Source organism: Streptomyces sp. NPDC046203 (assembly GCF_040646255.1).
Lineage (GTDB): Bacteria > Actinomycetota > Actinomycetes > Streptomycetales > Streptomycetaceae > Streptomyces.
Window position 1 is genome coordinate 185,511 of the sequence record NZ_JBEYZX010000009.1, and the last position, 23,925, is coordinate 209,435.

Here is a 23,925-nt window from a genome sequence, read left to right on the forward strand (position 1 = left end):
GGGCAGCCCTGACCCTCTCACCCGACCTCCTCTCGGAGGTGGTCGGGTGAGGGCGAGTACTTGATCTCTCCGGTGCCAGGCGCGAAGCCGCCGGACGGCCGGACCCTCAGGGGTACGGGCGTGCGGCGGCTTCGGCGGCTTCGGCGGCTTCGGCGGGGCGAGTGGGGCAGATGGGGCGGGCGCGTCAGCGGGAACGGCGCTGGGCGACGATCGCGCGGGTGACGATGGGCGGCAGCACGTCCTTGGCCAGCTTCCTGACCTTGGACTGCGGACGGCGCGCGGCGGCCACGGCGGGCTTGGGCGCCGGCTTCGGGGCGGGCGCGGGGGTGGGCTTCGGGGCGACGGGGGCCGGGGCCGGCTCCGGGGCCTTGTAGCGGGACTGCGGCAGCGCCGGGGCTATGGCGCGCTTGCCGCCTATGCGTATCAGCGGCGCGCCGGCGACCTCCTCCACGCCGTGCCACAGGTCCTCGCGGGTCGCCAGCCAGGCCAGCATCTCCTCACGCAGCGGCTCCGCGTCGCTCCACGTGGCGTACAGCTTGGAACCGGTCACACAGATCACCTGAAGACCGTCACGGGCCACGGCACCCCAGACGGCCGCCGCCACGCCCGGGCAGTGCTCGGAGCGGTAGTCGTCGAAGACGACCACGGCGCCCTCCGTCGCCACCGCGCGGGAGGCGGCGATGTCACCGTGCACGTGCTCGTACAGGTGCGAGGCGTCGATGTGGATGAACCGGCAGCTGTCCGCCTTCACCTCGTCGGTCACGACCGAGGTCGGCGCCATGACGATGGTCGGCAACTCGTCGTGGAACGCGAGGTAGTTGGCCTCGAAGGCGCGACGCGTGAGGGTGGAGTACGAGGTCTCCATCTCCACCAGGTTCGACGCGTCCGGCGCGGGCGCGTCGAAGAGGTCGCACACCGTGAACCGTTCGCCGGACTGGAGGTACGACCCTATGAGAATGGCGCTCTTACCCATGTAGGCGCCCATCTCCAGAAGGTCGCCACGCGTGTCGGAGTCGTCGTTCTGCTTCTTCAGGAACCAGTCGAAGAGCAGTTGGTCGACGGCCCAGAACCACCCCTTGACGTCTTCAAGCCGGGTGGGTGCCGTCAGCGCGGCGGCGGAATCTTGGGACATGGAGCGGTCATCCTCCGAAACATGACTCGGTCCGCCGCACAGCCTCTCTGCACAGGGACTTCATAGCCTGCGAACGAACCTAGGTGGCACATCCGCCGCATGCAACAACTCATAGGAGAAACCCTGGTAATGAACGTTCATCGGGAACCGCGCCGCCCGTCGCGCCGCCGTGTTCCTGGCCGGGGGTGGATGTGGCCCGCCCCGCCTGGGGTGGAGGCCGGGCGGGGCGGGGGTTCTATGGGTGTGTGATGAGTGTGGTGAGGAGGATGATCCAGGCTGCGGTGGCGAGGACGGCTGCGGTGGTGCGCCACATCAGTGGGTCGTGTGGGGGGTCGGGGGTAAGGAGCGTTTGAGGGTCATTTTGGGTGGGTCGTGGGGGTGGTTGCGGATTTCGACGGCGCAGTCGACTGCGGCGGATTCGTCGCGGTGGGGTCCGGTCGTCGTGTAGTGGGTGAACCATGCGACGAGGAGGGCGCAGACCGTGCAGCCGGGGGAGGGCTGGGGGTGGCGTCGGAGTCCGTGGTCGGTGGCGAGCTCTATTCGGCCGGTCACGGTTTCACTACCGGGGGGACGGGGGTGGTGAGGACGCGGATGCGTTCGGCTTCGGTGGCGGTGGGCGGGCGGAGATCGGTGGTGGGGGCGGTCCATTCGGTTCCGCCGGTCACAGGGCGCAGGACGACGAGGCCGTTTTCGTAATCCATCACCCGGCCGGGGCGAGTTGTCGCCATGCGGGTATCGACCATGTAGGAGCCGACGGGGGGCATCGTCGCAGGCTGTGGGCTTGTTTGGGGCGTGTGTTCGGCCATCACCCGTTCCTTTCTGTAGTGGATTCACTACGAGGCGTCGCCAGATTGGCTTAGAGTCGGAAGCGCCTTCAACTGGCGAGAACCGAAGGACGAGTTGTGGCCAATCTCAAGGAATTGCAGCCGGAGAGCAGCCCCCGGGCCGCTTTCGGCGCACAACTGCGCAGAGTGCGGGAAAGTCGGGGCTGGAAGCAGGAAGACCTGTCCGAACGGATCGGGTGTTCCAGTCAGCACATCTCCGCCGTCGAAACTGCGCGCAAACCGCCAACCCTTCCATTTGCGCGGAAGGCGGATCAGGTCTGCGGCACCACGAACACGGCCGATTCGTTTGAACGGTCGTGGCACGAGATGCGGCACGGCATGCTGCTGGAGGGCTTCCCGGAGTACGTCGGATACGAGGCGCGCGCCGTGGAGATCCGGTTGTTCCAGATCGGGGTTGTTCCGGGACTGTTGCAGACCCCGGAGTACGCCCGGGTGCTGGCCAGCGGTCGTGTGCACCGAGGCTCCCTAACCCAGCAGCAAGAGGACGAGGGCCTTGCGCTCCTTGCCTCGCGGCAGGAGGGGCTGACGAGGGAAAGTCCGCCCATGCTGCTCGTGGTGATGGACGAGAGCTGCATCCGTCGCCCCGTCGGTGGCCCGGAGGTCATGGATGCGCAACTGCGGAGCCTGATCGAGTTCGCTCAGAAGTCCAACAGCGTGCTCCAGATAGCTCCCTACGCGCTGGGCGAGCGGCGAGCGTTTGACCTCCCGGTCAACCTGCTGACGCTGCCGGACCGGTCGATGGTCTCGTACACGGAATCCCATGCTCAGGGGTTTGTTGACCGGGAAATCGCGTCGGTCACACCGATCCTGACGGCCTACCATCAGCTTCAGGCTGAATGCCTTTCGCAGGCAGACTCCGTGGCCATGATCGAGCAGGTACGAAAGGGCACCTTGTGACGACCGCATCCCCTCGATGGTTCAAGTCCTCCTACAGCAGCGCCACCAGTGACTGCGTCGAGGTCGCCACCAACCTCGTCGCCTCGCGCGGCACTGTCCCCGTCCGTGACTCGAAGGTCTCCGACGGGCCGTCGTTCAGCGTCTCCGCCGTCGCCTTCTCGTCGTTCGTCGCGGGCGTCAAGGACGGCCGGCTCGGCGCGTAACCGGCAACACCCAGCCCTGCCTCGCCCCACTCTGGGGCGGGCAGGGCTTCCTCTTGGAAATCCGAGAAGAATCCCTGGCTATAACCCTCTTGGCACACTGGCCTCTCGCGGGCCTGGAGTGACCGCCCGGGCGGCGACGATGATGGCTCGGGGCAAGGGGATGGTGGAGGGGCGATGACGCGGGAGCCGAAGGCGTGGTTCAGCGCCAGGACGTTCTACAGATGGCCGACCTGGGAGAACCAGCCCTACGAGGAACGGGTCGTGCTGTTCCGGGCCTGGTCTCTCGACGAGGCCGTCGAACTGGCCGAGCGGGAGTCGGCCACGTACGCAGGGGAGAACGGTCTCGACGTTCTCGACCTGGTGCAGGCGTACCGGATCTCCGACGACGGCGACGAGGAAGTGGGCGCGGGTACCGAGGTCTTCTCCCAGTTGCATGCCCTCGACCTCCCGGCGCACGAGTTCCTCGACCGCTACGACTCGGGACCGGCGCATACGCAGACCGGTGAGTGAGGCGGCTCGGGGCGCCGGGTCCGGCATCAGGCCATGGCCGCCCGCTACCCCGTGACCACCCCCGCCTCCCGCCACTAGCATCGGTCCAGGCTGAATCCGTGTCCCGCACAGGTTCGAAAGGGCATCCCCGATGACCGAGTCCCTGCGTTGGTTCAAGTCCTCCTACAGCGGCACGACCAGTGAATGCGTCGAGGTCGCTGCCGAATGGGTCAAGTCCTCCTACAGCACTGCCACCAGCAACTGCGTGGAAGTTGCCGCCGACTGGTTCAAGTCCTCGTACAGCTCCAACGGGGGCGACTGCGTCGAAGTCTCCTCCCACCTCGCCGCCGCCCATCTCCGTGACTCCAAGGTGCCCGACGGGCCGTCCCTCTGCGTCTCCGCCGTCGCGTTCTCGTCGTTCGTCGCGGGCGTCAAGGGCGGTCGGCTCGGCGCCTGACCGTATCGCCTGACCACCCGTACGACCGCTGACCCGCCCCCCGAACCGGGAGCGGGTCAGCGGTCCGCCTCCGTCAGCGACGACTCACCCTGCCGACCCTCCCCAGCCCCCTCCCCGGACCCCTCCGCGCCCGCTCCCGCCCCTTCACCCGCTCCCGCGTCCGTCTGCCCCGGTCGGGTCCGTTCCGCCCAGGCGGCCACCGGCGGGCCCGCCGCGCCCACGCCCGCGAAGAGCACCGCGAGGAGGATCCAGCCCGGGTGGCCGAGCGCGAGGACCACGCCGGTGAGGAACGCGGGGGCGAGGGCCTGGCCCGCGTTGAAGCCGGTGCCGAAGAAACCCTGGTACTGCCCCTGGGCGTGGTCCGGGGCCAGGCTGAAGGCGAGCGTCCAGCCGCCCGAGGACTCGTACACCTCGCCGATGCTGTGGATCACCACGGCGAGGAGCGCGAGCACGAGCGCCATCCACGACGGCACGTCGGCGGACAGCGCCATCAGCGGGCAGCTCACCAGGAACAGGATCCCGGCGAGGCGGAAGGCGCGGCCGCCCTGGCGCGGGGTCTCCACCTTGGAGCCGAGTTTGCTCTGGAGCAGCAGGCACACGCCGTTGTTGACCGCGTAGACCGCCGCCACCGTCCAGCGCGGCGCGTCGGTGTGGGCGGTGAGCCAGATCGGCAGGAGCAGGGACACGGTCTGGTACTGCAAGCCCATGGCGCTGTAGAGGGCGACGAAGGACACGTACGGCCGGTCGGCGAGGACGGCCCACTGCCGGTGCCCCTTGGGCTGCGGCAGCGGCCGGTAGTTCGGGACGCCGAGGAACGCGACCAGCCCGGCGAGGGCGAAGCTGGCGGCGTTCGCGAGGATCAGCGCGGTGTACGCGGGGCGGGTGTCGAGCTGGATGGCGACCGCCGCGCCCAGGGTGCCGAGGACGACGCCGAGGTTGACGTACGTACGGAGCTTGGCGCGGAAGGCGGCGGGGCGTGCGCCGCTCGCCTGCGCGATGACCGCGCCGCCCGCGGCGCCGCCGGCCGAGGCGGCCAGCCGGTCCACGGTGGCGACCAGGGTGAAGACGAGCCAGCTGTCGATGAAGACGAAGGCCGTCATCGCGACGGCCTGGATGGCGAAGGCCGTCAGCCAGATGGTGCGGGGGCCGTACCGGTCGGCCAGATTGCCCGCCGGAATCCCGGCCGCCAGGCCGAGAAGACCGGCGATCGTCAGGCCCAACCCGACCTGGGTGGCGGGGAGATGGACCACGAAGGTGAAGTAGAGGATCGAGGCGGTGTTGAAGAGGCCGTTGCCCACCCGGTTGATGAAACTGGCCACGATCAGCGCGCGTTGCGGACCCGCGTCCGCGCTCCCGGCCGTCCGCGCGCCCCGGCCACCCCGTATGCCGAACCCCCGTGTTGTCATAGCGGTGAGGCTAACAAGGGCCCGGAGCAGGGCTGTTGTGCCCATGGTCGGTGCGGCGGAGTCCGATGGATGCCACGGCCGCGCGCTCCCGTCGGCCGGTCCCGTACGCTCGGCGGACGGTCGGCGGACGGTACGCGAGAGGGAGGAGGGCCCGGTCGTGGTCCTGAGTCTGCGCAAGGTCGAGGAGCGCGCGCCCGCGCTGGTCAGCCTGTACAAGAAGGCGGGGGACTCGCTCCGCAGGCACGGGATGGAGGGGCAGCGGGCCGCCGTCTACCTCGTCGTCGACTACTCCGGCTCCATGCGCCCGTACTACGCCGACGGCACCGTGCAGGCCCTCGCCGACCGCGTCCTCGGGCTCTCCGCGCACCTCGACGACGACGGACAGGTGCCGGTGGTGTTCTTCTCCACGGACATCGACGCCCAGACGGAGATCGCGCTCGACGACCACGAGGGGCGGATCGAGCGGATCGTGGCCGGACTCGGCCACATGGGCCGGACCAGCTACCACGTGGCGATGGACGCGGTCATCGACCACTACCTCGACAGCGGGGCGACCGCGCCCGCGCTCGTCGTCTTCCAGACCGACGGCGGGCCGACCAGCAGGCCCGCCGCCGAGCGGTATCTGTGCAAGGCGGCACGGCTGCCGATGTTCTGGCAGTTCATCGGGTTCGGCGACCCGGCGAGCCGGCAGCTCGACTTCCTGCGCAAGCTGGACGAACTGCCGGTGCCGGAGAAGCGGTTGGTCGACAACGCCGGTTTCTTCCACGCCGGGAAGGACCCGCGCCGGATGCCGGACGAGGAGCTGTACGACCGTCTCGTCGCCGAGTTCCCCGTATGGCTCGCCGCCGCCCGGGCCCAGGGCATCGTCCGGCCCTGACCGCCCCGGTTGATCACAGGCCCGGGGTGTCCCGGCTGCCCCGGCTGTCCTGACCATGTCGACGGGTCAGACCGCATCGCCCGCGTCCAGCCGGGCGAACTGCTCGTCGGTGAGCCGGACTTCGAGCGCGGCCATGTTCTCCTTCAAGTGCCGCTCCGAGGTGGTGCCCGGGATCGGCACCACGTGCGGGCCGCGACGCAGCAGCCAGGCCGGCGCCGTCTGCGCGGGCGTCGCGCCGATCTCCCGCGCGATCCGCGCCACCGGGCTGTCGGGGCCGGCGTGCTCGCCCATGGCGATGGGGAAGTACGGCACGAACGCGATGCCGCGTTCCGCCGTGTGGTCGAGGACCGGGTCGTGGTCACGGGCGGCCAGGTTGTAGAGGTTCTGCACGGCGCCGACCGACACGGTCCGCTCCGCCTCCGCCGGCTCCGCGACGGTCACCTCCGAGAGCCCGCGACCCCCGCGACCCCCGCAGCCCCCATGGCTCCGGCGGCCCCCACCGGGTGACGTCGCTCGTACAGTCCGCGCAATCCCGACGGAGGGTGTCGGGATTCCCGTGTTTCCTGAACGTATGGAAGACACCGGAATCAGCTGGTCCGCCTTCGAGGCGGCCGACCCCGGGCTCGCCGCCACCGTGCGCGAGCGCTTCGGGCAGTACACCCACCACGTCCTCGCCACCCTCCGCGCGGACGGCTCGCCCCGGCTCAGCGGCATCGAGGCCGACTTCCGGGACGGGGAGCTGTGGCTCGGGATGATGGTGAACTCGCTCAAGGCGCGCGACCTGCGGCGCGATCCGCGCTTCGCGCTGCTCGCGAACCCCGGGGACGGCACGGACATGGGCGGCGGGGACGTCCGGGTGTCCGGGCGGGCGGTCGAGATCACCGACCCGGAGCGGATCGCCTGGTACGTGGGGGAGTCCGGGGCGCCGGAGCCGCTGCATCTCTTCCGGGCCGAACCGGCCGAGGTGGTGCGCACCCGCGTCGAGGGCGAGGAGATCGTCTTCCAGGTCTGGAACCCGGGCCGCCGCACCCGGGTCCTGCGCCGCGGCAACGACGACAGCCCGCCGCGCGAGGACGCGTAGTGAGGGGCGCGGCGGGCACTCGTCCTGTCGAATGACCGTCAGATCATTGACGCGATTGTCCCCTGAAAGGGCGATTCAACGCTTCATGTGACATGAATCCCGGATGCGCCAACCAGGATCCCCTCGGCGCTTCACCCCCGAACCGCCATCGCGCCGAAGGGAATCCGAGGAACGATGAAACTTGCCCGCGTCCTGTCCCTGGCGGCCTCCGCCGCCGTACTGAGCACTCTCACCGTGGCCGGCCAGACGGCACCGGCCTCCGCCGCGTCGTTCGTGGTCAGCGAGTCCCAGTTCAACCAGATGTTCCCGGGCCGGAACTCCTTCTACACGTATCAGGGGCTGATCAAGGCCCTGGGCGCGTACCCGAAGTTCGCCAACAGCGGCAACGACACCACCAAGAAGCGCGAGGCGGCGGCCTTCCTCGCCAACGTCAGCCACGAGACCGGCGGGCTGAAGTACATCGTCGAGCAGAACACCGCCAACTACTCGCACTACTGCGACCCGTCGCAGTCGTTCGGCTGCCCGGCCGGGCAGTCCGCGTACTACGGGCGCGGACCGCTCCAGCTGAGCTGGAACTACAACTACAAGGCCGCGGGCGACGCCCTCGGCATCGACCTGCTCCACGACCCGTACAAGGTGGAGAAGGACGCGGCCGTCTCCTGGAAGACCGGGCTCTGGTTCTGGAACACCCAGAGCGGCGCCGGGCGGATGACCCCGCACGACGCCATGGCCAACAACAAGGGCTTCGGCGAGACCATCCGCAGCATCAACGGCGCGCTGGAGTGCGACGGGAAGAACCCGGGCCAGCGTGACTCCCGCATCAACCTCTACAAGAAGTTCGTCGGCATCCTGGGCACCGACGCCGGCGGCAACCTGTCCTGCTGAGGCCCGCGTGAGAAGGGGAGGGACGCCGGCCGGTCCGCCGACGTCCCTCCCCTTTCCGTCTCTCCCCCCTTCACCCCCTTCACCCCCTTCATGCCCCTCCGTTTCATCCCCCTCCGTCACTGCTCCTCCGGACGTCGCTCCTCGTCCGACGCCAGATCCGGGTAGGAGTACTCGTCCGCCGGGCCCGACGGCGACGAGTAGCCGTTCGACAGGACGGTGACATTGACGGTCGACGGCTTGTCCGGGCCGGTGACCCCGGACGGCGCGTTCACGGTGATGGTGCTGGGTGGCGCGACCAGGGCGCCGGTGGCCTGCACGCTGCCGAAGGAGACCGTGGCGTCGGCGGTGAAGTTGACGCCGCTGATGGTGACTTGGGTGCCGCTCTTGCCGCGCGTCGGGTTGATGCCGGTGACGAGGACGGGCGGCGGGCCGTCGTACGCGAACTGGGCGGTCGGCACGGCGGGGGAGGTGCCGAGGCGGGTGGTGACCCGTACGTCGACCACCCCGATGCCGGGAGGGGCCCAGACGGTGATCGTGGAGTCGTCCTCGACGATGATCGGGCCCGTGTACGCGACCGGGCCAAAGTCGACCGCGACACCCCCGGTGAAGCCGCTGCCGGAGACGGTGACCTGGAAACCGGCCTGCCCGGCGTTCGGCTCGATCCCGGTGACCACGGGGCCGGGGAGGACGGCGGGCGCCTGGAGCAGCCGGAGATAGACGTCGTTCGAGTGCTGGTAGGCGGCCTGGGCCATGAAGTCCTGGACGGACTTCCGCATCACGGCCGTGTTCCTGGTGTCGTAGTTCGGGTTGAGCGGGATGGCGGGGCCGGGCTGGGCGTACTTGTTCGGGCCGGGGAGCCCCGCGATCGCCGAGATGACCGCCTTGGTGTCGAAGTCCGCCGCCGGCCCGCCGTCCGGGTACCAGCTCTTGGCCGTGTCGACGCTCGTCCAGGCCAGCGGCACTACGTCGTAGTTGTTGACGTACCGCTCGTTGACCACCCAGGACGGACCGGACGAGACGTACTTGGCGAAGTCCGGGCCGCCGGCGGTCGGGGCGGCGAAGGTGTAGAGCCCGAAGGCGGGGGCGGAGGAGCCGGGCCAGGTCAGCGTCCGCAGATATGGGGCGACCATGGTGGCCAGACAGCCGCCGAGGCTGTGGCCGGTCACCAGGACCGTCGGGTTCGGCGGGGCGGAGGCGAGGGCGCCGGCGAGGGCCTGCACCAGGGTGATTCCCTGCGTGCTCATCGCCATGATCTGGCAGAACGCCTCCATCGCGCCCTTGGACACGTACGGCGGTGCCGTGTTCGACGACGTACGGAGGGCGGTGAACGGGACCACCGTGCCGACGTCCAGGTCCTCCAGCAGATCGGTCACACTGCTGGCGACCGTGCCGCGCAGCACCACGGCGAACTGGTTGAAGCGGTCGTTGGTCTTGGCCAGGTACGCCATGTTCGCGTTGTCCTCGCTCAGCGCCGCCCACACCAGGCTCCAGCCGCCCTGGGTGGCGAGCAGGGGGACGGTGAGCTGCTGATTGATGCCGAGGATCATCCGGGCGCACTGCTCGGCGACCGACTCGCCCGAGGGGCGGGGGGTGGCGGCGGTCGCCGCGATCGCGGCGAGGGTCATCGCCACCTGCTTCGTCGCCGGTGTGATCTGCTGGGCCGACATCCACCACTCCCTCGCCTCGTGCCCGACCTGACCGGGCGGGTCGTGCGCAATCTAGGGCGCGGCGGGCCCGGGGGAGGGGACCGGTGGCCGGACGGCGCCGGGCGTCACGCGGGCGGCCGATCGGGAGGCCGGTGGGGCGGATGGCGGGGTGGTCGGTGGGACGTCGGTGGGGCAGTTGGCGGGGGGCCGTTCCGGGGGCGTTGATCACCGGAGCGGGCCGAAGGTAGCGTCACCGTCATGGAATCGACGACGGGTTTACGCACGGACACGCCCTCCACCGACCAGGCGCCGGCGGATCCGGTCGCGGCCGACGACATGCTCGCCACCCAGCCCGTCGGCTACTGGGCGGGCCTCGCTCATGCCGCCGTCACCCGCCACCTGCGGGACGCGATGGCCAGGATCGACGCGACACAGCCGCAGTACTGGGTGCTCAACCATGTGAAGTACCGGCCCGAGGCGCCGAGCCGCGAGGAGACCGTCGCCGCGCTGACCCCGCTCGCCGACGGACCGCACGACATCGGCCGGGTCGTGGACCAGCTGATCCACCGTGCCTGGCTGCGGGCGGAGGGGCCGGAGCAGTCCGAGCAGTCGGAGTCGTCCGGCGCCGGGCAGCGCTTGCACCTCACCGAGGCGGGGGAAGCGGCCCGGGTCCGGGTGCGCGAACTGGCGACCGAGCTGCGCGCCGTGGTCCACGAGGGCGTCAGCGACGAGGAGTACGTGGCCGCGCTCAAGGTGCTGCGCCGGATGATCGCCAACGTCGAGGCCCACACGGCCGAGGGCTGAGCCGGGAGCGGCGCTACGACGTGGCGTTCTCGGGTGCGGTCAGCCAGCGCTCGTCCTCGAACTCGGCGGGCACCTCGTCCTCCCACGGGTCGATCCCGCACCGCTCCAGCTCCTCGAACCAGCGGTCCCGCTGAGATTCGGGAAGGCGGGCTCCGCACCAGGGGCAGAAGTCGATCGAGGAGCTCGACGTTCCGCCGTCGTGGATGATCAGTCCGTACTCCTGGAACTTGGCGCTGAAATCGATCAGCGCGTCCGGGCAGTCGAACGGGTCGTCGTGCAGGTCACAGCGCACATTCACGTGGCGGGCCATCGAGTCGCAACAGTGTCGGGTGGTCACGACCGGAAGTAGAGCACGTCCTGCCGTGGGCACCTCCCGAATTCTTCGCCCGGCCCCGGGTCAACGGCGCGGGTGGCGGGCGCGGATCGCGTCGACGCAGGTGTCCCGGGAGGTCGGGCCGCCGAACCGGATACGGTCGTACGCGGTGAACGCCGGTTCCAGGGCGTCGAGTTCGTCGACCAGGGCGTGGAGGCGCGCGGACCACGGCGCCGAACCGGCGTCCGGCTCGTCCATGGCCGCGTCGATCGCGCCCGTCAGCCGCTCCTTGCGCTGGATGGTGGCCGGGGTCACGGTGTGCAGACAGACGTACTGCCCGCTGAGATACGCGTCCCACTCCGCCTGTCCGGTGGCCGGGTCGGCGGGCCAGTGCGCGGTGAACCACGCCTCCAGCAGATCGACGCCCCCGGCCTCGTCGGCGAGCGCGAACAGGTCGGCCGGCACCATCTCGGCGCCGTCGGAGCGCAGATAGCCGGGAAGCGGCAAGCGCCCGGCCAGCATCAGTCCGCGGACCGCGTCGGCGTCACGGCCCCGCACCTCGCACAGCCGCTCCAAGGTGACGAACTGCGCGCTGACATAGGCGTCATCGGCCTCGGTCATGGGATGGACGCCGTTGACCTCGTGGAACCTGTCGACGATTCGCCGCTTCGGATCGGTGGCCGGTGCGGCGGACACGGTGGTCATGGGCGGTGCCGTCGGCACGGTCGGCTGGGTCGGTTGGGTCGGAATGTGCGGCACGGGGGTCCTTCGGTGGCGTCGGCGCGGGGTCTTCCGCGTGGACTTCGCACGCTAGAGGCCGGACGGTTCGGCGCTCGCCGAACGATGGGCGGCGAGGACCCGGGCGCGGCACCAGGACGGGGTGCCCCAGGCGTCGCGGAGGGGGCGGGCCTTGCGGAGCCAGAGGGAGAGATCGAGTTCGTCGGTGTAGCCGAGGGCGCCATGGATCTGGAGGGCGGTACGGGCCGCCGCGTACGCGGCTTCGCCGGTCGCGACCTTGGCCGCGGCGAGATCGCCGCTCTCGAAGGTGAGCGCCGCCCCGAAGAGGAGCGGGCGGGCGAACTCCAGGCCGATCAAGGTGTCCGCGAGCCGGTGCTTGACCGCCTGGAACGAGCCGATCGGGGCACCGAACTGGGTGCGCTGCCAGGCGTACGCCACCGTCCGGTCGAGCAACGTGAGCCCCACGCCCAGTGATTGGGCCGCCGTCGCGAGCAGCGCACAGTCGCGGGCCCGCCGCGCCGCCGCGCGTACCGCCGGTCCGGCGGCGAGGAGTTCGCCCCCGGGCAGGGGTCGGGCCAGACGCCGTACGGGATCGGCCGAGATCCGCACCTCCCCGTGCCCCGGCGCGAGCCACAGCTCGTCCCCGGGGCCGGTGACGACCAGGACGACATCGGCGGCGTCGGCGTCCAGCGCGTACGGCGAGCCCTCGGCGGCCAGGACGAGCGTCGCGACGGTCTCGCCCGCGACGAGGCCGGGCAGCAGCCGCTTCGCCGGGCCGGCCGTACCACTTCCGGCTCCGGCTCCGGCTCCGGTCCCGCCCCCGCCTCCACCCTCACCCCCGTCCGGCTCGGCGAGTCGGGCGAGTTCCGCGAGCAGGACCGTCGCCGCGACCGTCTCCACCAGCGGACCGGGTACCGCGTGTCGGCCCGACTCCACCAAGGCGTAGGCGAGTTCGACCGGCAGCGGCCCCACCCCCTCGTACTCTTCGGGGGCCGCGAGCGCGAACACCCCTGCCGCGCCGAGCCGTTTCCACAGCTCCTGCCCCGGCGCGCGGTCGCCCGCCGCCCAGGCCCGTGCCACGCCCGGCGTACCGGCGGCGGTGAGCATCGCGTCCAGGGAACGCGCGAAGGCGCGCTGTTCACCGGTCGGCAGGAAACGCATCAGCGGCGGCCCTTCGGCAGGCCGAGCAGGCGCTCGGCGATGATGTCGCGCTGGATCTCGTTGGTGCCCGCGTAGATCGGCCCCGCGAGGGCGAAGACGTATCCCTCGGCCCACGGTGAATCCGCCCACTCTCCCTCCTCGCCCAGCAGGTCCAGCGCCGTCTCGTGCAGGGCGAGGTCGAGCCCTGACCAGAACACCTTGTTCAGGCTCGACTCCGCGCCGAGATCCCCGCCCTCCGCGAGCCGCGCCGCGCCCGCCACCGTGAACAACTGGTACGCGCGCGCCCCGATCACCGCGTCCGCCACCCGGTCGCCCAAGCCCGCGCCCGCCCCCACGAGCCCTTCCGCCCCCTCCGATTCCCCGGACCGCTCCCGCCACAGCCGTACGAGCCGGTCGGCGGCGGCCAGGAAGCGCCCGGGGGAGCGAAGCGTGAGCCCGCGCTCGTTGCCGGTGGCGGACATCGCGATGCGCCAGCCCTGCCCGGGGTCGCCGACGACGTCCTCGTCCGGCACGAACACCTCGTCCAGGAAGAGTTCGGCGAAGGCCGGGCGGCCGTCGAGCCGGCCGATGGGCCGTACGGTCACCCCGGGCGCCCGCAGGTCGAACATCAGATACGTCAGGCCCCGGTGCGGCCGGCCCTCCGCCGCCGGCCCGGGGTCGCTGCGGAAGATCCCGAAGGCCCGGTCGGCGAAGGCGGCCCGTGACGACCAGGTCTTCTGCCCGGACAGCAGCCATCCGCCGTCCGTACGCACCGCGCGCGAGGTGAGCGAGGCCAGATCGGAACCCGCCTCCGGCTCCGACCACGCCTGCGCCCAGATCGTCCCGCCCGTCGCCATGGACGGCAGCACCCGGGCCCGCTGCTCCTCGGTGCCGTACGCGAAGAGGGTGGGAGCGAGCAGGCTGACGCCGTTCTGCGAGACCCGGCCGGGAGCGCCCGCCGCGTAGTACTCCTCCTCGAAGAGCAGCCAGCGCGTGAGATCGGCGTCCCGGCCCCCGTACCGCTCCGGCCAGGACACCACCGACCAGCCCCCGGCGGCCAGTTCGGCCTCCCAGGCACGGTGGGCGGCGAACCCTTCCGCGGTCTCCAGCGACGGCAGCGGCTCCGCCGGTACGTGGGCGCGCAGCCAGGCGCGGGCCTCGGCGCGGAACTCCTCCTCCCCGGCGCTGTACGAGAGGTCCATCAGTGCATCAACCCCCGTGAAACACAGGGCAGTTGAAGGGGGTCGGGAATGTCCGGCATGGCGGCTGCACATCCTTCCCTAACAAGTGTTTGGTAGGTTAACGTACGGCCATGAGCAGCGTCGAGGAGTTCCGCGCCGCGATACGCGACTGGCTGCAGACCCGGCTCACCGGCGAGTTCGCCGCCCTGAAGGGCCTCGGCGGCCCCGGCCGGGAGCACGAGGCGTTCGCCGAACGCCTCGCCTGGGAACGGCACATGGCCGACCACGGCTGGACCTGCGTCGGCTGGCCCGAGGAGTACGGCGGGCGCGGCGCGGACCTCGCGCGGCAGATCGCGTTCCACGAGGAGTACGCGCTCGCCGACGCCCCCGCCCGCGTCAACCACATCGGCGAACAACTCCTCGGCCCCACCCTCCTCGACCACGGCACCGAGGCGCAGAAGGCCCGATTCCTTCCCCGCATCCGAGCGGTGGAAGAGTTGTGGTGCCAGGGCTACAGCGAACCCGGCGCCGGCTCCGACCTCGCCGCCGTCCGCACCCGCGCCGTCCGCGACGGCGACGAGTGGATCGTGGACGGCCAGAAGACCTGGACCTCGCTCGCCCACCACGCCCAGTGGTGCTTCGTCCTCGCCCGCACCACGCCCCGCGCCCCCGGCGCCCGCCCCCACGCCGGACTGTCCTACCTCCTCGTCCCGCTCGACCAGCCCGGCGTCACCATCCGGCCCCTCACCCAGCTCACCGGCACCAGCGAGTTCAACGAAGTCTTCTTCGACGGCGCCCGCACCCCGGCCGGCCATGTCGTCGGCGCCCCCGGCGACGGCTGGAAGATCGCCATGGCCACCCTCGGCCACGAACGCGGCGTCTCCACCCTCGGCCAACAGGTCGGCTTCCGCCGCGAACTCGACGCCCTCACCGCCCTCGCCCGCGCGAACGGCACCGCCGCCGACCCGCTCGTCCACGACCGGCTCGTCCGGGCCTGGGCCGGACTGCGCACCCTGCGCGCCCACGCGTTGTGCGGCACCGACCCCTCCCTGACCAAGCTCGCCTGGTCCCACTGGCACCGCGACCTCGGCGAACTCGCCATGGACATCCGAGGCGCCGCCGCCACCCTGGCCACCGCCGCACCGTACGAACTCGACGACTGGCAGCGGCTGTTCCTCTTCTCCCGTGCCGACACCATCTACGCCGGATCCAGCGAGATCCAGCGCAACCTCCTCGCCGAGCGGGTACTCGGCCTCCCGAAGGAGCCGCGCCCATGACCCCCCGTACGCCGGACCCGCCGGACACCCCCCGTACGCCCGGCCCGCCGGACGGCCCCCGTGCCCCGAACCCGCCCGGCTCGCCACCCCGTACCCCCGTACCCCCTCCGCCGTACGTCCCCGGGCACGGGCTGCTCGCCGGCCGCACCGCCGTCGTCACCGCCGCCGCCGGAGCCGGCATCGGCGGCGCCACCGCCCGCCGCCTCCTGGAGGAAGGCGCCCGCGTCCTCGTCAGCGACACCCACACCCGCCGCCTCGCGCAGGCGGAGGCCGACCTCGCCGCCGAGTTCGGCGCCGGACGGGTCGCCGCCCAGCCCTGCGACGTCACCGACGAGACGCAGGTCCAGGCGCTGTACGACACGGCGGTACGGCTCCACGGCGGCCTCGACGTCCTCGTCCACAACGCCGGCCTCGGCGGCACCGCCGAACTCGCCGACATGACCGACGACCAATGGCACCGCGTCCTGGACGTCACCCTCACCGGCACCATGCGCTGCACCCGCGCCGCCCTGCGCCACTTCCGCGACGCGCACAACATCCAAGGGCTCCAAAGGGCCCAAGGGGTTCGGCGTACCGGCGTGATCGTCAACAACGCCTCCGTCGTCGGCTGGCGTGCCCAGGCCGGCCAGGCCCACTACGCCGCCGCCAAGGCGGGCGTGATGGCCCTGACCCGCTGTGCCGCCGTCGAGGCCGCCGCGTACGGCGTCCGCGTCAACGCCGTCGCCCCCTCCCTCGCCCTCCACCCCCACCTGGTCAAGGTCACCTCCGCCGAACTCCTCCAGGAGCTCACCGCGCGCGAGGCGTTCGGCCGGCACGCCGAACCCTGGGAGGTCGCCAACGTCATCGTCCTCCTCGCCAGCGACTACACCTCCTACATGACCGGCGAGACGGTCTCCGTCAGCAGCCGGCACCCCTGAGTACCCGTACGGGGGCGCGAGAATGGACAGGTGCCATCCACCAAGAAGAAGACGCAGGTGACGCCCACCCCGCCCGCGCGGCGCGGGGAACTCCTCGGCACCGCCGCCGAGGTGTTCGCCGCCCAGGGCTACGACGCCACCACCGTCCGCCAGATCGCCGACGCGGCGGGCCTGCTCGCCGGCAGCCTCTACTACCACTTCGATTCCAAGGAATCGATGCTCGACGAGATCCTCTCCACCTTCCTCACCGAACTGTGGGACGGCTACGACACCGTCCTCGCCGCCGGCCTCGGCCCCCGGGAGACCATCGAGGCCCTCGTCACCGAATCCTTCCGCGAGATCGACCGGCACCGCGCCGCCGTCGCGATCTACCAGCGCGAAGCCCGCCACCTCACCGACCAGCCCCGCTTCCACTACCTCGCCGAATCCCAGGTCAGGTTCGAACAGGCATGGCTCGGCACCCTGGAACGCGGGGTCGCGGCCGGCGTCTTCCGCGCCGACCTCGACATCCGCCTCACCTACCGCTTCGTCCGCGACACCGTGTGGGTCGCCGCGAGCTGGTACCGGCCGGGCGGGCAGCACAGCCCGGAGGAGATCGCCCGCCAGTACCTGTCGATGGTGCTCGACGGGATCGCCGTACGCATGCCCTAGACGTCCGAGGGGCCTGAGGGGCCGTGCCCGGGGCGGCCGGCGCCCGGGGCGACGAGCGCCCTGGGTGTACGCGTGCCCTGGGTGTACGAGCGCCCTGGGCGTACCAGTGCCCTGGGCGTACGCGTGCCCTGGGCGACGAGCGCCCCGGACGTCCAAGGGCCGTCAACGCCCGCAGTCCACCAGGCACAGGAGGAACAGTCATGGCCGAGGCATACATCGTCGACGCGGTCCGCACCCCGGTGGGCCGCCGCAGGGGCGGCCTCGGCGCGGTCCACCCGGCCGACCTCGGTGCCCACGTCCTGACCGCCCTGGTCCGGCGTACCGGCATCGACCCGGCCGCCGTCGAGGACGTCGTCTTCGGCTGCCTCGACACCGTGGGCCCGCAGGCGGGTGACATCGCCCGCACCTCCTGGCTGGCCGCCGGACTGCCCGAGGAGGTCCCCGGCGTCACCGTCGACCGCCAGTGCGGCTCCTCCCAGCAGGCCGTGCACTTCGCCGCCCAGGGCATCCTGTCCGGCACCCAGGACCTGGTCGTCGCGGGCGGCACCCAGAACATGACGATGATCCCGATCGCCTTCGCCTCCCGGCGGGCCGCCGCACCACTGGGCCTCACCGAGGGCCCGTACGCCGGATCCGAGGGCTGGCGCGCACGGTACGGGAACGCGCCCGTCGACCAGTTCCACGGCGCCGAACTGATCGCAGCCACCTGGCACATCACCCGCCGCGACCAGGAAGAGTTCGCCCTGCGTTCGCACCGGCGGGCGGTCCGCGCGAGCGACGAGGGCCGGTTCGCGCGCGAGATCGTCCCGTACGGGCAGGTCACCGCCGACGAGGGGCCGCGCCGGGACACCAGCCTCGCCAAGATGGCGGGCCTCGCGCCGGTCGTCGAGGGCGGCACCATCACCGCCGCCTGCTCCTCCCAGATCTCCGACGGAGCCGCCGCGATGCTGCTCGCGAGCGAACGGGCGCTCCGCACCCACGGGTTGACGCCCCGCGCCCGGATCCACCATCTCTCCGTACGCGGCGAGGACCCGATCCGGATGCTGTCCGCGCCGATACCGGCGACCGCGCACGCGCTGAAGAAGACCGGGCTGACGATGGACGCCATCGACCTGGTCGAGATCAACGAGGCGTTCGCACCGGTCGTCCTCGCCTGGCTCAAGGAGACCGGCGCCGACCCGGACCGCGTCAACGTCAACGGCGGCGCCATCGCCCTCGGCCACCCGCTCGGCGCGACCGGCGTCCGGCTGATGACGACCCTGCTGAACGAACTGGAACGCACCGGCGGCCGCTACGGCCTCCAGACCATGTGCGAGGGCGGCGGCCAGGCCAACGTGACGATCATCGAACGGCTGTAGGACGGATCCCTTACGGGCTGTACCCGATATACGGGTCTTACGGGACCGTATATCGGTTGTCGACCGATAGGTGATCGGAGGGCTGCTTACTGAGAGTCGACGTTCTCTTCGCGACGACCCTGGAGGCCCCTCGTGCTCAGGCAGACAGTTCTTCGAGTGATCATCGGCGGGGCGGCGGCCCTGGTGCTCGGCGCCGTGGCCGTGCCGACCGCGTCCGCCCACGCCGTGTCCACGACGCCCGCCCCCGCGGTGACGGCGCCCAAGGGATGCAGCGGCAACACCATGGGTTGCGTCTAGCCCGGCCGTACGACGGGGACCGGCGATGACCGACATCGTGACGCGCCGCCTCCGGCTGCGCCGCTTCCGCACCGACGACGCGCCCGCCCTGGCCCGGTACCGCTCCGATCCGTCGGTCGCCCGCTACCAGACCTGGCGCTCGCCGATCGGCCGGGCGGAGGCCGAGAAGATCGTCGCGGGCTACCGCGCGGAGAACCCCGACGGGCCGGGCTTCTTCCAGTACGCGATCGAGCGGAACCGGCGTCCCGGTCTGATCGGCGACCTCGCCGTCGCGATCGAGGCCGGGGGCGGCCAGGCGGCGATGGGCATCACGCTCGCCCCGGACGTGCGGCAGCACGGCTATGCCACCGAGGCGATGGCGGCGGTGGCCGACCGGCTCTTCACCCGGGGTGTCCGGCGGATCACCGCCGCCTGCGACACCCGCAACACGGCGTCCGCGAGGCTTCTGCGGCGGGTGGGCTTCGAAGAGTGGGGCCGGGAGAAGCAGTACGCGGCGGAGCGCGGCACCCACGCCGACTATCTGCTGTTCGCGATGTCGAACGAGCGCCTGCGCCGCACTTCGTGAACCTGCCGGGAATCGACCGGTTCCCGGTGAACACCCCGCGCACCCCGCGCGGACACAACCCACAGGAGGACAACATGGTGGACCCGGGCCGCGTCTCGAACCGCATCGCGCCGGTCGACGCCGAGACCGAGAACGGTACGGAGGCCGAGGAGGCGAAGAACCGGCCGGAAGAGCCGGGCGACGCGGAGGAGACCGAGGCGTAGTCCTCGGCCCCTTCGGGGAGACCAGGGGCCGTAGGGGAGCGTTGCCCTTACGGCCCTTACGGCCCTTACGGCCCTTACGGCCCTTACGGCCCTTACGGCCCTTACGGCCCTTACGGGTCAGGGGCGGGCGTGTCCCTTGCGGGCCCGCGTCCCCTACGGGCAGGGCAGGGTCCGCAGCACCTCCGCCGCCTCCGTCATGATCCGGTCCACCAGCTCCCGGCAGCTCGGCAGATCCTCGATCACCCCCGCCACCTGCCCCGAGGCCATCACCCCCAGATCCGTGCGGCCCTCGACGAGCGCGGCCCTCAGCAGCATCGGGGTGTTCGCGGCGAGCAGGACCTGGCTCCAGGACAGATCCTTGCCGTGCCGCAGGGCCCGGCCGTCGCGGACCATCGCCGTCCAGGACAGCCCCGACACCCGGCGGAAGGCCGCCGCCCGCCGGACCGCGTGCGCCAACGCCCGTACTCTGCCCGCGCGTTCGAGCGCGTCGACCATCTCGGTGCGCAGCATCCGGTGCGGCAGCCCGTCGACGGCGGTGGTGACGAGGGCGTCCCGGGGAACCGCCGCCAGATAGCGGGCCTTGACGGCGTCGGGGACGGTCGAGTCCGAGGTGAGGAGGAAACGGGTGCCCATGGCGACGCCCGCCGCCCCGTAGGACAGCGCGGCGACCAGACCGCGCCCGTCGTGGAAGCCGCCCGCCGCGATCACGGGGATCCCGACGGCGTCCACCACCTGCGGCAGCAGGACCGTCGTCGCCACCTCGCCGGTGTGTCCGCCGCCCTCGCCGCCCTGGACGACCACGGCGTCCGCGCCCCAGGCGGCGACCTTCTCGGCGTGCCGGCGGGCCCCGACCGATGGAATGACGACGACCCCGGCGTCCTTCAGCTCGGCGATCAGCTCCCGTGACGGCGCGAGCGCGAACGACGCGACCCGGACGCCCTCTTCGACGATGATCCGGACCCGTTCCCGGGCGTCGCCCGCGTCCGCCCGCAGATTGACCCCGAACGGCCGGTCGGTGCGGGACCTCACCTCCCGTACGGCGGACCGGAGTCGTCCGGTGCTCATGGTGGCGGAGGCGAGAATACCGAGGGCGCCGGCGTTCGCGGTGGCCGACACCAGCCGGGGCCCGGCGACCCAGCCCATGCCGGTCTGCACGATCGGGTGCCGTACGCCGGTCAGTTCGGTCAGGGCCGTTCTCACCGGGGTCCCACCTCGCGCTCGCGCCGCCCGCCGGGATCGAGGACCTCGCGGATCAGCCGCAGTTCGACGGGGTCCGGCGCGCGCGTCACCGGTACCTCCTCGTCGGGGCCGTCGACGGCGAGGCCGAAGCCGGTCGCGGCCCGCACCTCGGCCACGGTGACGCCCGGGTGGGTGGACGCGAGCCGCATCCGGTGGTCGGGCGTCGCGAAGTCGAGCACGGCCAGATCGGTGACGACCCGGGGGAGCCGGTGGTACGGGCCCGTGGCGTGGTCGTAGCCGACCCCGCTGATCATGTCGACGCGCTCGACGAACACCCGGAGCGAATGCCGGGGGATCCAGTAACTCACGGGATTGTTCAGGGTGTTGACCGGGGCGCCGCGTACACCGAGGAGTTGGCGGGTCGGCCGGTGCCAGTCGCCGACGCAGGAGATGTTCTGGTTGCCGTACCGGTCGATCTGGCTCGCGCCCATCATCACGTGCCGCCGCCCGCCGGTCACCAGGGCCAGATGTCTGCGGTACGGCAGCCAGCCCTCGGGCCGCCCGTCGAGGCCGACCAGGAGCGCCTCGCCGTCGGTGAGCAGCAGTTCGGGGGCGAAGGTCCGCCGGGCGAGGCGGGCGCCGAGGGCCGGGACGAGACCCATCGGGCTGGCCAGGATTTCCCCGTCGCCCCGCCACGCCTCGGCGCAGGCCACCACGCAGACCTCGGCCCGGGTGGCCGGCGGCGTGGCTTCGACGGATTCGACGGAAGGGGTGGCCTCGGCAGCGGGGGTCGCCGGTCCGGTGTCCGCTGTCGTCATGCCCGTCCCTCCTCGCGCGCGTCGCCCGCGCTCCGTTCCTCGTGCCAGGCGCGGACGGCGGCCTGGTAGTCGTCCTCGCTCTTGCCGGACAGGAAGCGTGCGGCGAACGCGGGCCAGGGCGTGGTCGCGTACAGCTTCTGGAACGCCTCGTCGCGCCCGTGGTCGGGGGCCGCCGAGGTGAAGTGCGCCCCGTTCGGGGCCTCGGTGACCCCGGTGACGGTGTGCCGGGAGACCAGCAGGGTCTGCGGGACGGTGTCCGGCCCGAAGCCGTCGACCAGCCGTTCGCAGGAGACGTACGCGGTGTCGGCGGCCTCGCAGAACAGGTCGTCGAAGTACGGATCGGGCCCGAGATACTGGCCGTTGCCCCGGCGGTCGGCGCGGTCCAGATGGACGAGCGCCGCGTCGAGGCGCAGCGCGGGCACGGCGACGAACTCCTCGCCGTCCTCGTACGGCGAACGCACCGTCCGCAGCCCGGGGTTGACCCGCATCACATCGGAGCCGAGCCCCGCGCGCACCGGCAGGAACGGCAGCCGGTTGGCGGCCGCGTGCAGGCCCCACATGAACATCGCCTCGTCCAGCTCGGTCAGTTCGAGGGTGCCGTGCTCGCGGGCGGCCCGGAAGTGGGGTTCGAGGGGGATCGAGTCGAGGGTGGCGAAGGGGGCGACGAGCCGGCGGATCCGGCCTGCGGCGGCGAGCATGCCGACGTCGGGACCGCCGTACGACACCACCGTCAGATCACCGATCCCGGCCCGGAGCACCGCTCTCACCAGCGCCATCGGCTTGCGCCGGGAGCCCCAGCCGCCGATCCCGACCGTCATCCCGGAGCGCAGCCGGCCCGCGACCTCGTCGGGCGTCAGCACCTTGTCCGGCCCGCCGGGAGCACCGGGCCTGTCGATCTCTTCGGCCCCGCCGCTCATGCCCGCGCCTCCTTCGCGTCGGGGGAGCCGAACGTGTCGCGGACCCGGCCGGCGACGCCGTTGAGGTTGGCCTCGAAGGTGAAGCCCTGCTCGAAGCGGTAGCTGCGGCGGACGTCGACCGGATCGATGCCGTTGAGAGCGGCCTTGGCCAGCCGGAGCAGCGTGCCGTCCTTCGCCGCGATCTCGCCCGCCAACTCCAGGGCGGAAGGCAGGAGTTCCGTGCGCGGGACCACTCGCCAGACCGAGCCGTGGGCGTGCAGTTCGTGCGCGGTGACGGTGCGCGCGGTGTAGTAGAGCGCGCGCGTCAGATGCTGGGGGACGAGACGGGCGAGATGGGTGGCGGCGCCGAGCGCGCCCCGGTCGAGTTCCGGCAGCCCGAAGACCGCGTCCTCGGCGGCCACGATCGCGTCGGCGTTGCCGGCGAGCCCGACACCGCCGCCCAGGCAGAAGCCGCCCACCGCCGCGACCACCGGCACCTCGCAGTCGTAGACGGCGGCGAAGGCCGCCGCGCAGCCGTGGTTGACGCCGAGGAGCGCGTCATGGCCCGGGTCGCGCCGCAACTCCTTGATGTCGACGCCCGCGTTGAAGCCGCGTCCCTCGGCGGCGAGCACGACACAGCGGGTCTCCGGATCCTGCCCGGTGGCGCGGACGGCGTCGGCGAGGTCGTACCAGCCGCGCACGGGAAGGGCGTTGACGGGTGGGAAGTCGACGGTGACGACGGCGATGCCCGGTTCCGGGCGAGAGGTGGAGACACCCATGAGCGGATCAGCTACCTTTCCACCAAACGTTTGTTAGGTAACTCTGGGAGGAAGGTAGCAGCCGATGGAGCTGGAGGGGAGGGTCGCCGTCGTCACCGGCGGCACCCGGGGCGTCGGCGCCGGAATCGCCCGGGCCTTCCTGCGAGCCGGTGCCGAGGTCGTCGTCTGCGCCCGCCGCCCCCCGGACGCCCCGATCGCCGCCTCCGGCCGCGAGGCCGCGTACCACCCCGTCGACCTGCGGCGGCCGGACGAGGTGGCCGCTCTGTTCGCCCGCGTCGCCGAGCGGTACGGGCGGCTCGACACCCTCGTCAACAACGCGGGCGGCACCCCGTACCGCCTCCTCGGCGAACGGAGCGACGCCGAACACGGCGAAGCAGGGCGCGGCGACACAGGACGCGGCCAGGTCGAACGACACGCCCGAGTCGTCGAGTTGAACCTGATCGTCCCGCTCGCCGCCTCCCTCACCGCGTATCCTCTGCTGCGTGCCACCCGAGGCTCCGTCGTCATGATCGGCAGCGTCAGCGGCACCCGTCCCTCGCCCGGCACCGCCGCCTACGGTGCCGCGAAGGCCGGTCTGGAGCACCTGGCCCGCTCGATGGCCGTCGAATGGGCCCCCGAAGTCCGCGTGAACACCCTCGTCCTGGGCATGGTCCGTACCGAACTGTCCCACCTGCACTACGGCGACGCCGACGGCCTCACGGCCATCGGGCGCACCATCCCGCTCGGCCGGCTCGCCGAACCGTCCGACGCCGGCGAGGCCGCTGTCTTCCTCGCCTCCGACCGGGCGGCCTACGTCTCCGGCGCCTCGCTGCTGCTGCACGGAGGCGGTGAACGACCCGCCTTCCTGGCCGCGGCGACCGTCAACACCCGAACGGACAAGGAGAACTGACC

29 protein-coding genes are annotated in these 23,925 nt (G+C 71.8%); 16 read left to right on the forward strand and 13 right to left on the reverse strand.

Translation table 11 applies throughout. The features are described from left to right. Window positions 1–184 precede the first annotated feature (184 nt). Both ABZ990_RS10865 and ABZ990_RS10870 read right to left on the reverse strand, forming a co-directional pair. On the reverse strand, window positions 185–1,132 hold the full coding sequence (locus ABZ990_RS10865) for a class I SAM-dependent methyltransferase (protein ID WP_361228567.1): 948 nt from the start codon (window positions 1,130–1,132) through the stop codon (window positions 185–187). A gap of 548 nt (window positions 1,133–1,680) precedes the next feature. Further along, window positions 1,681–1,938: a hypothetical protein gene (locus ABZ990_RS10870; RefSeq protein WP_361228570.1), complete on the reverse strand. Its 258-nt coding sequence runs from the start codon at window positions 1,936–1,938 to the stop codon at window positions 1,681–1,683. A 96-nt stretch (window positions 1,939–2,034) separates the two neighbouring features. On the opposite strand from ABZ990_RS10870, the gene ABZ990_RS10875 reads away from it, so the two are divergent. The 4 genes from ABZ990_RS10875 to ABZ990_RS10890 all read left to right on the forward strand — a co-directional run bounded on the left by ABZ990_RS10875 (window position 2,035) and on the right by ABZ990_RS10890 (window position 4,023). Beyond that, window positions 2,035–2,874 (forward strand): helix-turn-helix transcriptional regulator, encoded by an 840-nt coding sequence (locus ABZ990_RS10875; RefSeq protein WP_361228572.1) that lies wholly within the window; start codon window positions 2,035–2,037, stop codon window positions 2,872–2,874. Further along, on the forward strand, window positions 2,871–3,077 hold the full coding sequence (locus ABZ990_RS10880) for a DUF397 domain-containing protein (protein ID WP_361228575.1): 207 nt from the start codon (window positions 2,871–2,873) through the stop codon (window positions 3,075–3,077). Before ABZ990_RS10875 ends, ABZ990_RS10880 begins: the two co-directional genes overlap by 4 nt. Before the next feature lie 174 nt (window positions 3,078–3,251). Then, window positions 3,252–3,587: a hypothetical protein gene (locus tag ABZ990_RS10885; RefSeq protein WP_361228578.1), complete on the forward strand. Its 336-nt coding sequence runs from the start codon at window positions 3,252–3,254 to the stop codon at window positions 3,585–3,587. A gap of 130 nt (window positions 3,588–3,717) precedes the next feature. Next, complete coding sequence (locus tag ABZ990_RS10890) at window positions 3,718–4,023, forward strand: DUF397 domain-containing protein (RefSeq protein WP_361228581.1); 306 nt, start codon at window positions 3,718–3,720, stop codon at window positions 4,021–4,023. Window positions 4,024–4,079: 56 nt separating this feature from the next. Here the strand turns inward: ABZ990_RS10890 and ABZ990_RS10895 are convergent, their stop codons facing one another. Further along, window positions 4,080–5,429: an MFS transporter gene (locus ABZ990_RS10895; RefSeq protein WP_361228583.1), complete on the reverse strand. Its 1,350-nt coding sequence runs from the start codon at window positions 5,427–5,429 to the stop codon at window positions 4,080–4,082. A 157-nt stretch (window positions 5,430–5,586) separates the two neighbouring features. On the opposite strand from ABZ990_RS10895, the gene ABZ990_RS10900 reads away from it, so the two are divergent. Further along, window positions 5,587–6,306, forward strand: a complete 720-nt coding sequence (locus ABZ990_RS10900) for a VWA domain-containing protein (RefSeq protein ID WP_361228586.1) — start codon at window positions 5,587–5,589, stop codon at window positions 6,304–6,306. A gap of 66 nt (window positions 6,307–6,372) precedes the next feature. On the opposite strand, the gene ABZ990_RS10905 is transcribed toward ABZ990_RS10900, so the two are convergent. Beyond that, window positions 6,373–6,747, reverse strand: coding sequence for an aldo/keto reductase (locus tag ABZ990_RS10905; protein ID WP_361228589.1), 375 nt, complete (start codon window positions 6,745–6,747; stop codon window positions 6,373–6,375). Window positions 6,748–6,877: 130 nt separating this feature from the next. Between ABZ990_RS10905 and ABZ990_RS10910 the strand changes: the two genes are divergently transcribed. Beyond that, entirely contained in the window at window positions 6,878–7,387 is a 510-nt protein-coding gene (locus ABZ990_RS10910) for a pyridoxamine 5'-phosphate oxidase family protein (RefSeq protein ID WP_361228592.1), read from the forward strand. 174 nt (window positions 7,388–7,561) lie between these two features. Further along, a complete protein-coding gene (locus tag ABZ990_RS10915) occupies window positions 7,562–8,272 on the forward strand; it encodes a chitinase (RefSeq protein WP_361228595.1) in 711 nt (236 codons plus the stop codon). 116 nt (window positions 8,273–8,388) lie between these two features. Here ABZ990_RS10915 and ABZ990_RS10920 read toward each other — a convergent pair whose 3' ends face one another. Further along, the gene (locus tag ABZ990_RS10920) at window positions 8,389–9,939 is read right to left on the reverse strand and encodes an IPT/TIG domain-containing protein (protein WP_361228597.1); all 1,551 of its coding nucleotides are present in this window, start codon (window positions 9,937–9,939) and stop codon (window positions 8,389–8,391) included. Window positions 9,940–10,176: 237 nt separating this feature from the next. On the opposite strand from ABZ990_RS10920, the gene ABZ990_RS10925 reads away from it, so the two are divergent. Then, window positions 10,177–10,722 (forward strand): MarR family winged helix-turn-helix transcriptional regulator, encoded by a 546-nt coding sequence (locus ABZ990_RS10925; protein ID WP_361228600.1) that lies wholly within the window; start codon window positions 10,177–10,179, stop codon window positions 10,720–10,722. Between the two features lie 13 nt (window positions 10,723–10,735). Here ABZ990_RS10925 and ABZ990_RS10930 read toward each other — a convergent pair whose 3' ends face one another. The 4 genes from ABZ990_RS10930 to ABZ990_RS10945 form a co-directional block, all read right to left on the reverse strand. Then, on the reverse strand, window positions 10,736–11,032 hold the full coding sequence (locus tag ABZ990_RS10930; protein ID WP_361228697.1) for a hypothetical protein: 297 nt from the start codon (window positions 11,030–11,032) through the stop codon (window positions 10,736–10,738). A gap of 87 nt (window positions 11,033–11,119) precedes the next feature. Further along, window positions 11,120–11,740, reverse strand: coding sequence for a DUF6058 family natural product biosynthesis protein (locus ABZ990_RS10935; RefSeq protein WP_361228603.1), 621 nt, complete (start codon window positions 11,738–11,740; stop codon window positions 11,120–11,122). 105 nt (window positions 11,741–11,845) lie between these two features. Then, window positions 11,846–12,934, reverse strand: coding sequence for an acyl-CoA dehydrogenase (locus ABZ990_RS10940; RefSeq protein ID WP_361228606.1), 1,089 nt, complete (start codon window positions 12,932–12,934; stop codon window positions 11,846–11,848). After that, window positions 12,934–14,115: an acyl-CoA dehydrogenase family protein gene (locus tag ABZ990_RS10945; RefSeq protein ID WP_361228608.1), complete on the reverse strand. Its 1,182-nt coding sequence runs from the start codon at window positions 14,113–14,115 to the stop codon at window positions 12,934–12,936. Before ABZ990_RS10945 ends, ABZ990_RS10940 begins: the two co-directional genes overlap by 1 nt. Before the next feature lie 110 nt (window positions 14,116–14,225). Here ABZ990_RS10945 and ABZ990_RS10950 point away from each other — a divergent pair, with 110 nt between their 5' ends. The 7 genes from ABZ990_RS10950 (at window position 14,226) to ABZ990_RS10980 (ending at window position 19,362) form a co-directional block, all read left to right on the forward strand. Further along, entirely contained in the window at window positions 14,226–15,371 is a 1,146-nt protein-coding gene (locus ABZ990_RS10950) for an acyl-CoA dehydrogenase family protein (protein ID WP_361228611.1), read from the forward strand. Continuing rightward, window positions 15,368–16,288 (forward strand): SDR family oxidoreductase, encoded by a 921-nt coding sequence (locus tag ABZ990_RS10955; protein WP_361228614.1) that lies wholly within the window; start codon window positions 15,368–15,370, stop codon window positions 16,286–16,288. Before ABZ990_RS10950 ends, ABZ990_RS10955 begins: the two co-directional genes overlap by 4 nt. Window positions 16,289–16,318: 30 nt before the next feature. Continuing rightward, on the forward strand, window positions 16,319–16,939 hold the full coding sequence (locus tag ABZ990_RS10960; RefSeq protein WP_361228617.1) for a TetR/AcrR family transcriptional regulator: 621 nt from the start codon (window positions 16,319–16,321) through the stop codon (window positions 16,937–16,939). Between the two features lie 200 nt (window positions 16,940–17,139). Beyond that, entirely contained in the window at window positions 17,140–18,297 is a 1,158-nt protein-coding gene (locus ABZ990_RS10965; RefSeq protein WP_361228620.1) for an acetyl-CoA C-acetyltransferase, read from the forward strand. A gap of 132 nt (window positions 18,298–18,429) precedes the next feature. Then, window positions 18,430–18,594, forward strand: coding sequence for a hypothetical protein (locus tag ABZ990_RS10970; RefSeq protein WP_361228623.1), 165 nt, complete (start codon window positions 18,430–18,432; stop codon window positions 18,592–18,594). 25 nt (window positions 18,595–18,619) lie between these two features. Then, the gene (locus tag ABZ990_RS10975) at window positions 18,620–19,159 is read left to right on the forward strand and encodes a GNAT family N-acetyltransferase (protein WP_361228626.1); all 540 of its coding nucleotides are present in this window, start codon (window positions 18,620–18,622) and stop codon (window positions 19,157–19,159) included. Then, window positions 19,156–19,362: a hypothetical protein gene (locus ABZ990_RS10980; protein WP_361228629.1), complete on the forward strand. Its 207-nt coding sequence runs from the start codon at window positions 19,156–19,158 to the stop codon at window positions 19,360–19,362. Before ABZ990_RS10975 ends, ABZ990_RS10980 begins: the two co-directional genes overlap by 4 nt. A gap of 153 nt (window positions 19,363–19,515) precedes the next feature. On the opposite strand, the gene ABZ990_RS10985 is transcribed toward ABZ990_RS10980, so the two are convergent. Genes ABZ990_RS10985 through ABZ990_RS11000 form a run of 4 tightly spaced genes read right to left on the reverse strand, consistent with a single transcriptional unit; the run spans window position 19,516 to window position 23,034 of the window. Beyond that, window positions 19,516–20,562, reverse strand: a complete 1,047-nt coding sequence (locus ABZ990_RS10985; protein ID WP_361228632.1) for a nitronate monooxygenase — start codon at window positions 20,560–20,562, stop codon at window positions 19,516–19,518. Beyond that, window positions 20,559–21,359, reverse strand: coding sequence for a CoA-transferase (locus ABZ990_RS10990; RefSeq protein WP_361228635.1), 801 nt, complete (start codon window positions 21,357–21,359; stop codon window positions 20,559–20,561). Before ABZ990_RS10990 ends, ABZ990_RS10985 begins: the two co-directional genes overlap by 4 nt. Then, a complete protein-coding gene (locus tag ABZ990_RS10995; protein ID WP_361228638.1) occupies window positions 21,356–22,276 on the reverse strand; it encodes a CoA-transferase in 921 nt (306 codons plus the stop codon). The genes ABZ990_RS10990 and ABZ990_RS10995 overlap by 4 nt, the downstream gene beginning before the upstream one ends. Continuing rightward, entirely contained in the window at window positions 22,273–23,034 is a 762-nt protein-coding gene (locus ABZ990_RS11000) for an enoyl-CoA hydratase family protein (protein WP_361228640.1), read from the reverse strand. Before ABZ990_RS11000 ends, ABZ990_RS10995 begins: the two co-directional genes overlap by 4 nt. 64 nt (window positions 23,035–23,098) lie before the next feature. On the opposite strand from ABZ990_RS11000, the gene ABZ990_RS11005 reads away from it, so the two are divergent. Beyond that, on the forward strand, window positions 23,099–23,923 hold the full coding sequence (locus ABZ990_RS11005) for an SDR family oxidoreductase (protein ID WP_361228643.1): 825 nt from the start codon (window positions 23,099–23,101) through the stop codon (window positions 23,921–23,923). Window positions 23,924–23,925: the final 2 nt, after the last annotated feature.